The sequence below is a fragment of the Blautia sp. DFI.3.45 genome (genome assembly GCF_020593505.1).
Lineage (GTDB): Bacteria > Bacillota > Clostridia > Lachnospirales > Lachnospiraceae > Blautia_A > Blautia_A wexlerae.
The window spans coordinates 1-5,062 of sequence record NZ_JAJDMI010000091.1 but is presented as its reverse complement, the minus strand read 5'-3'; the positions used below and the strand labels follow the sequence as shown (position 1 = coordinate 5,062).

Annotated in this window: 5 protein-coding genes and 1 pseudogene; 4 read left to right on the top strand and 2 right to left on the bottom strand. The window is 38.5% G+C overall.

Annotation, left to right across the window (positions count from 1 at the left end; genetic code table 11):
- Together LJE09_RS16770 and LJE09_RS18010 are read right to left on the bottom strand one after the other, a co-directional pair.
- Positions 1 to 244 (bottom strand): hypothetical protein (locus LJE09_RS16770; protein ID WP_331466592.1); only part of this gene is annotated, 244 nt, incomplete at its 3' end.
- A gap of 25 nt (positions 245 to 269) precedes the next feature.
- Positions 270 to 392, bottom strand: a complete 123-nt coding sequence (locus LJE09_RS18010) for a hypothetical protein (protein WP_255601814.1) — start codon at positions 390 to 392, stop codon at positions 270 to 272.
- A gap of 344 nt (positions 393 to 736) precedes the next feature.
- On the opposite strand from LJE09_RS18010, the gene LJE09_RS19255 reads away from it, so the two are divergent.
- The 4 genes and pseudogenes from LJE09_RS19255 to LJE09_RS16745 form a co-directional block, all read left to right on the top strand.
- Complete coding sequence (locus tag LJE09_RS19255) at positions 737 to 847, top strand: hypothetical protein (RefSeq protein WP_243257152.1); 111 nt, start codon at positions 737 to 739, stop codon at positions 845 to 847.
- A 292-nt stretch (positions 848 to 1,139) separates the two neighbouring features.
- Complete coding sequence (locus tag LJE09_RS16755) at positions 1,140 to 2,048, top strand: Abi family protein (RefSeq protein WP_173701913.1); 909 nt, start codon at positions 1,140 to 1,142, stop codon at positions 2,046 to 2,048.
- Positions 2,049 to 2,495: 447 nt separating this feature from the next.
- Positions 2,496 to 2,816: a hypothetical protein gene (locus tag LJE09_RS16750; RefSeq protein WP_227311577.1), complete on the top strand. Its 321-nt coding sequence runs from the start codon at positions 2,496 to 2,498 to the stop codon at positions 2,814 to 2,816.
- Positions 2,817 to 2,835: 19 nt separating this feature from the next.
- A pseudogene (locus tag LJE09_RS16745) lies at positions 2,836 to 5,062 on the top strand (MBG domain-containing protein); the annotation flags it as partial.

Here is a 5,062-nt window from a genome sequence, read left to right as displayed (position 1 = left end):
CGTCTGTTGATACAATCGGGATTTCTTCAGTTCTCTGATCCTGAAGTAATCGAGTGATCAGGCTTCCAAGTCGAGTTTCTCCCTGAATCTGCCCGATTGCTTCACCTCTTGCCTGTCCAATTGCTTCTCCTTCTGTACGTCCCTCAGCTTTAAGTCTTTCAGATTCCAGTTCCAGAACTTTTCCTCCCATAATATCACCTATTCCTTTCCGGACATCTTCTTCTTTACGGAAGATATACTCCATTCTCCTGCTGATGTTCATTGCGAAGCTATGTGATCTTCACATCTTCCGGATATGATGTGTGGAATACATCATTGATCAGCGGTATTGCCAGATATGGCATCTTCTCGATCATTGTACGGAATACATCATCAAAAATCGTATTATTCATATAACACTCCTTTTTGTACTTACATTATAACATTTTGACGAGTTTTATTGAACACTTAATTTCTTTAAATTTATGTATTTTTATCTTTGGAATCAGTGGCGGATACTGCCTGAAAAATCACTTATAAGAAAGTATAGATTATCGTTTAAAATACCCGGTTATCTTATTTGCGGACAATCAAGCTTGGCGGGCAAAAAGAAAAACTCTACAATGAAACAAATATATATGAGATGGAGCTTGCTATGAGGTGGGCAAGAAGGCGGTACTGACCAATGGATTTATAAAAAAATCGCAGAAGACACCAAAGGCAGAAAAAGAACTGGCAAAGAAGTATAAAGCAGATTATGAACGGAACAAGAAATCCCAGTCTGAGTATAGTGAAAAAACTTGCACAGGGATTAGGGATGCAATTAAAGCTGGAATTTGTTCTGATGTCAACAAAAAATAAAATGTAAAGAGTATGAGAAAATAGGAACCGCAGGAATTCATATTATATAATAGGTACGTATATCAGTAACTATGAATATTTGACAGGTGTATCATCATTATTATCTGCAGAGACCTGACATTGGGATACCCCATGTCAAAATAGGCATAATCTCAAAAAAACAATGGAAAGTTGCCGATTTTTACAAAAGAAAGCTTGACAGTAACATCGGAAACTGTATAATAATATTAACAGAACCCACCACGCCTCTGATTTTTCATGCGCAACCCGGTGGGACTTTTTCATTTATGGGGTGTTTTATGTATCAATATCCAAAACAAATATTAACAATAGAACAACAAGTGCAATCTTATGTAGATGCAGGAATGGAGATTACATCTTATGAAGATGTAGAAAAGGTATTAAAGACAATTGGGTTTTATCGTTTGAGAGGCTACTCGTTTCATTTATATGATAATACTACAAAGAAGTATGTTGCGGGAACAAAGTTTAAAGATATTATAAAATTGTATCAATTTGATCAGGAATTATCTGCTTTGATTTTTTCAATGATTTCTAAGATTGAGGTTGCTTTGAGAGTGCGATTGGTGGAATCATTACTTGTGCACGGAGAACCACTTATTTTGCAAGATTCATCAATTTTCAAAGAGAAAAAACGATATTGGCAGAATATGTCTACTGTAGCGTCAGAAATTGCTCGATCTAATGATGTGTTTATAAAACATAATTTTGATAATCATGATGGAGAGGTGCCTGTATGGGCAGCTGTTGAAGTTCTTTCATTTGGTACGCTATCGAAGATAATTAAGAATTTGAAAACAGGCACTGGAAGTTCATATTCTATCTTGGCGTTAAACTACCAGTATAAATCAAAAAAAGGAAATTTGGTAAAACCATCACAGAAAATGCTTGCTTCATGGATACAGAGCGTTTCAGTATTGCGCAATATGTGTGCTCATAATTCCAGAATATATAATCGCACAATACATACGACACCGGAAATTCTGGATGTAGATAAGGTTGTGCCATCGCCAGCACATAATGGTTTGTATCAAATCTTACTGGCGATGAAGTATCTGCGCTCATCCGATGAGGAGTGGGTGACATTTGTAGCTGCTTTCGATAAGCTGATTCAAAATAATATTGATGTAGTCAGTCTTACAGCAATGAATCTTTCGGCGGATTGGAAGGCACACTTAAGTGTATAAATGCAGCAGGAAGGCATAAAATAGTAAAGCAGACCTACCCAAGCTTTTTTTGCTCAAACCGGTTAGGCCTTCGGCGGAGTGTTACGATAAGCACTTCGCCATTTTTTATGATTGGAAACAAACCGAATTTGAAGAGGGTATCATTACATTACCTCTCTATATGGTAGCATTTTTCGATATTTAACCGAATCAAGTAAGTCCCCTGCTTCAATTGCGAAAAGCAACAAGCAGTGGGTAGGCTATTCCATTTCCGCTCCCTATTGCTGGTTTGATCTTCCGCAGTTCGATACAATAATATAACCTTTTTTTCTCTTTTGGGAGCTGTTTCGGCAGCTCTCAAATTTTTTTAAAAAAATTTGATTTTCAGGTGAGAGTTTTTCGCCTTTTTTGTACCTATATAAGTGAAAGACTTTCTAAGACTGTTTTTGTGGAAGGAGGTTGGAAGGCATGTACGATACAGAAAAGCGTATCGAATTGGTAAAAAAGCGAATGCATGAATACCACCGCCGCCAGGAGCGGCGCACAGTCTGCCGTCTGTCCGTTCTGTGTACCCTGCTGTTCCTGTCCCTTGTGGGGGCAATGGGGATAGTGCAAAGCCAGCCAATAAACGCCACGGGAATGTACGGCACAATTTTGCTGCATGAGGGCGCAGGCGGTTATGTGTTGGTGGCTGTCATTTCCTTTACTGTGGCAGTCGTGATTACCGCATTATGTATCAAATTCAGAAAAAGAGAACAAAAGAGTCAAGACGCAGAAGATCATGTATAAAGAAAGGAGAGGTGAACGTATGAAGAAAAAGTTATTAGCCGGGATTCTGGCACTTGCACTGTGTTCCACCAATATGCTCCCCCAGACCATATTTGCGGGGGAATTTACTTCCGGAAATATGGAAGAGGTATCTGAAGAAACTTCTGAAGTCTTTACTGACAACGATCAGGAGTCAGCAGAAGAAACAGAAGAGGAACTATCTGTATTTACTTCGGAGAGTGTACCTGAATTTAGTAATGAAGCAAATGTTATGCCAGCCACTGTAAACGGAGAGCAACCTATAGAAATTAATTTAACTACGCCTACTGCCCCTGAATACTCCCAATATTATAACTCTCGATATAAATGCTGGATAATAAGCTCTGGTGGTTCGTACAGATTTAATGGTTATGGTTCTACAACCTCCGACCCCATTTATATTAATGCAGGGTTTTCTAATGTAGTTATTTATCTGAATAATGTAAAGATTGTTACTGACTCCAACTCCGATTCAGCACTGCATATAGAGTCAAATAATGCATGTATATATTTAGAACATGATAACTACCTTGAAACAAGTAATGAAACAAATGAGAAACATACTTTGGAAATAGATCCTAGATCTCGCCTTACAACAATAAATAATAGTTCCAATAACAATAATGACAGTTTGACTGTAAGATCCATTAAGTCCCATGGCATCTACAGTTATAGTCCGCTTATTATTAACGGCGGTTCAGTAACTGCATCTTCCACATCTGGAATTGGCATCGGTGGTAAAAGCTCTAATATTACTGTTAATGGTGGCTCGGTAATTGCATCTTCCACATCTGGAATTGGCATCGGCGGTGAAAAATCTAATATTACTGTTATTGGTGGCTCGGTAATTGCATCTTCCACACATGGAACTGGCATCGGCGGTGAAAAATCTAATATTACTGTTAATGGTGGCTCAGTAACTGCATCTTCCGCACGTGGAACTGATATCGGCGGTAAAAACTCTGGTATTATTATTAATGGCGGTTCTGTAAAAGCCTCTTCCGTATCCAGTTCCCCAGCAAACGCCCAAGGTGAGGTTTACTGTTGTACTATTTCTAATCCTCAAAAAAAAGTAATAAGGATAGATGGTGATGACTGGGGAACATATAATCATGTAAATGATAAGGACCTGTACGCATGGCTAACCGGTAAAACACACACTATTTCTGTCGGAGATACAACACAGACCTATTATTTTAATAAAAAAGATAATACCTTCGTACCTATAAACTTTACTTTTGCTGCACCCCGAAATTTAGTATATGATGGGCATTCCAAAGACGCTTCATTAACAAATACTGAAAACATTGGTGATTTCACATTGTCTTATTATAATGAGCAGAATGAATTATGTACTTTTGCTATCAATGCAGGAACTTATCGCGTAAGGGCAGATATAAATAACGAAACCTATACATTTTCTGATTTAGTAAATACAGATTGGACTTTTACTATTACTAAAGCCAATCAAGCACCAAGATTTCCTGATAACAATCCTATATTCGTTTCATGGTCCTGTAAAAAGGTCGGCGATATCACCAATATTCTTCCTGAAAACTGGATATGGAAAGATACTGATAAATCATTAGAAGTAGGGATACCTATCTTTGCCACCGCAGTTTACGCTGGCATAGATGCTGGCAATTATGTAAACAAATCCGTTGAATTAAAAATCACGAGAAGTGAATGTACACACGAACACACCGCAGGGCGTTACTACTCCTCCCCATCCTGTACTTCCAGTGGATATAGTGGAGACACCTACTGCACAGACTGTAATAAAACACTTTCCTATGGTTATACCATTTCCGCATACGGACATGACTATGACAGTGGCGTTATCACTACAGAACCAACTGCCGAAACTGACGGAATCATAACTTACACCTGTAAACGTTGCAAACATCAGGATACAAAAACCCTCGGTAAACTTGGTGACGGGGAACCTTACATTGAGGGAAGTTTCCAGAAGAAAGGCTGGGATGCTGTCAATACTCTGATCAGGGCTTCCAACGAAAAAGATACCATTTTCATTACCCTGAACGGTTCCAGGACACTTCCTGCTTCTGTTTTATCCGAAATAAAAGGCAAAGATATTTCCCTGAATCTCGATATGGAGAATGGTTTCATCTGGAAGATCAATGGTACTTCCATTACAGCAGAAACACCTGCCGATACCGATCTTTCTGTTACAAACACAGCAGAATATATCCCGGCAGCATTATACA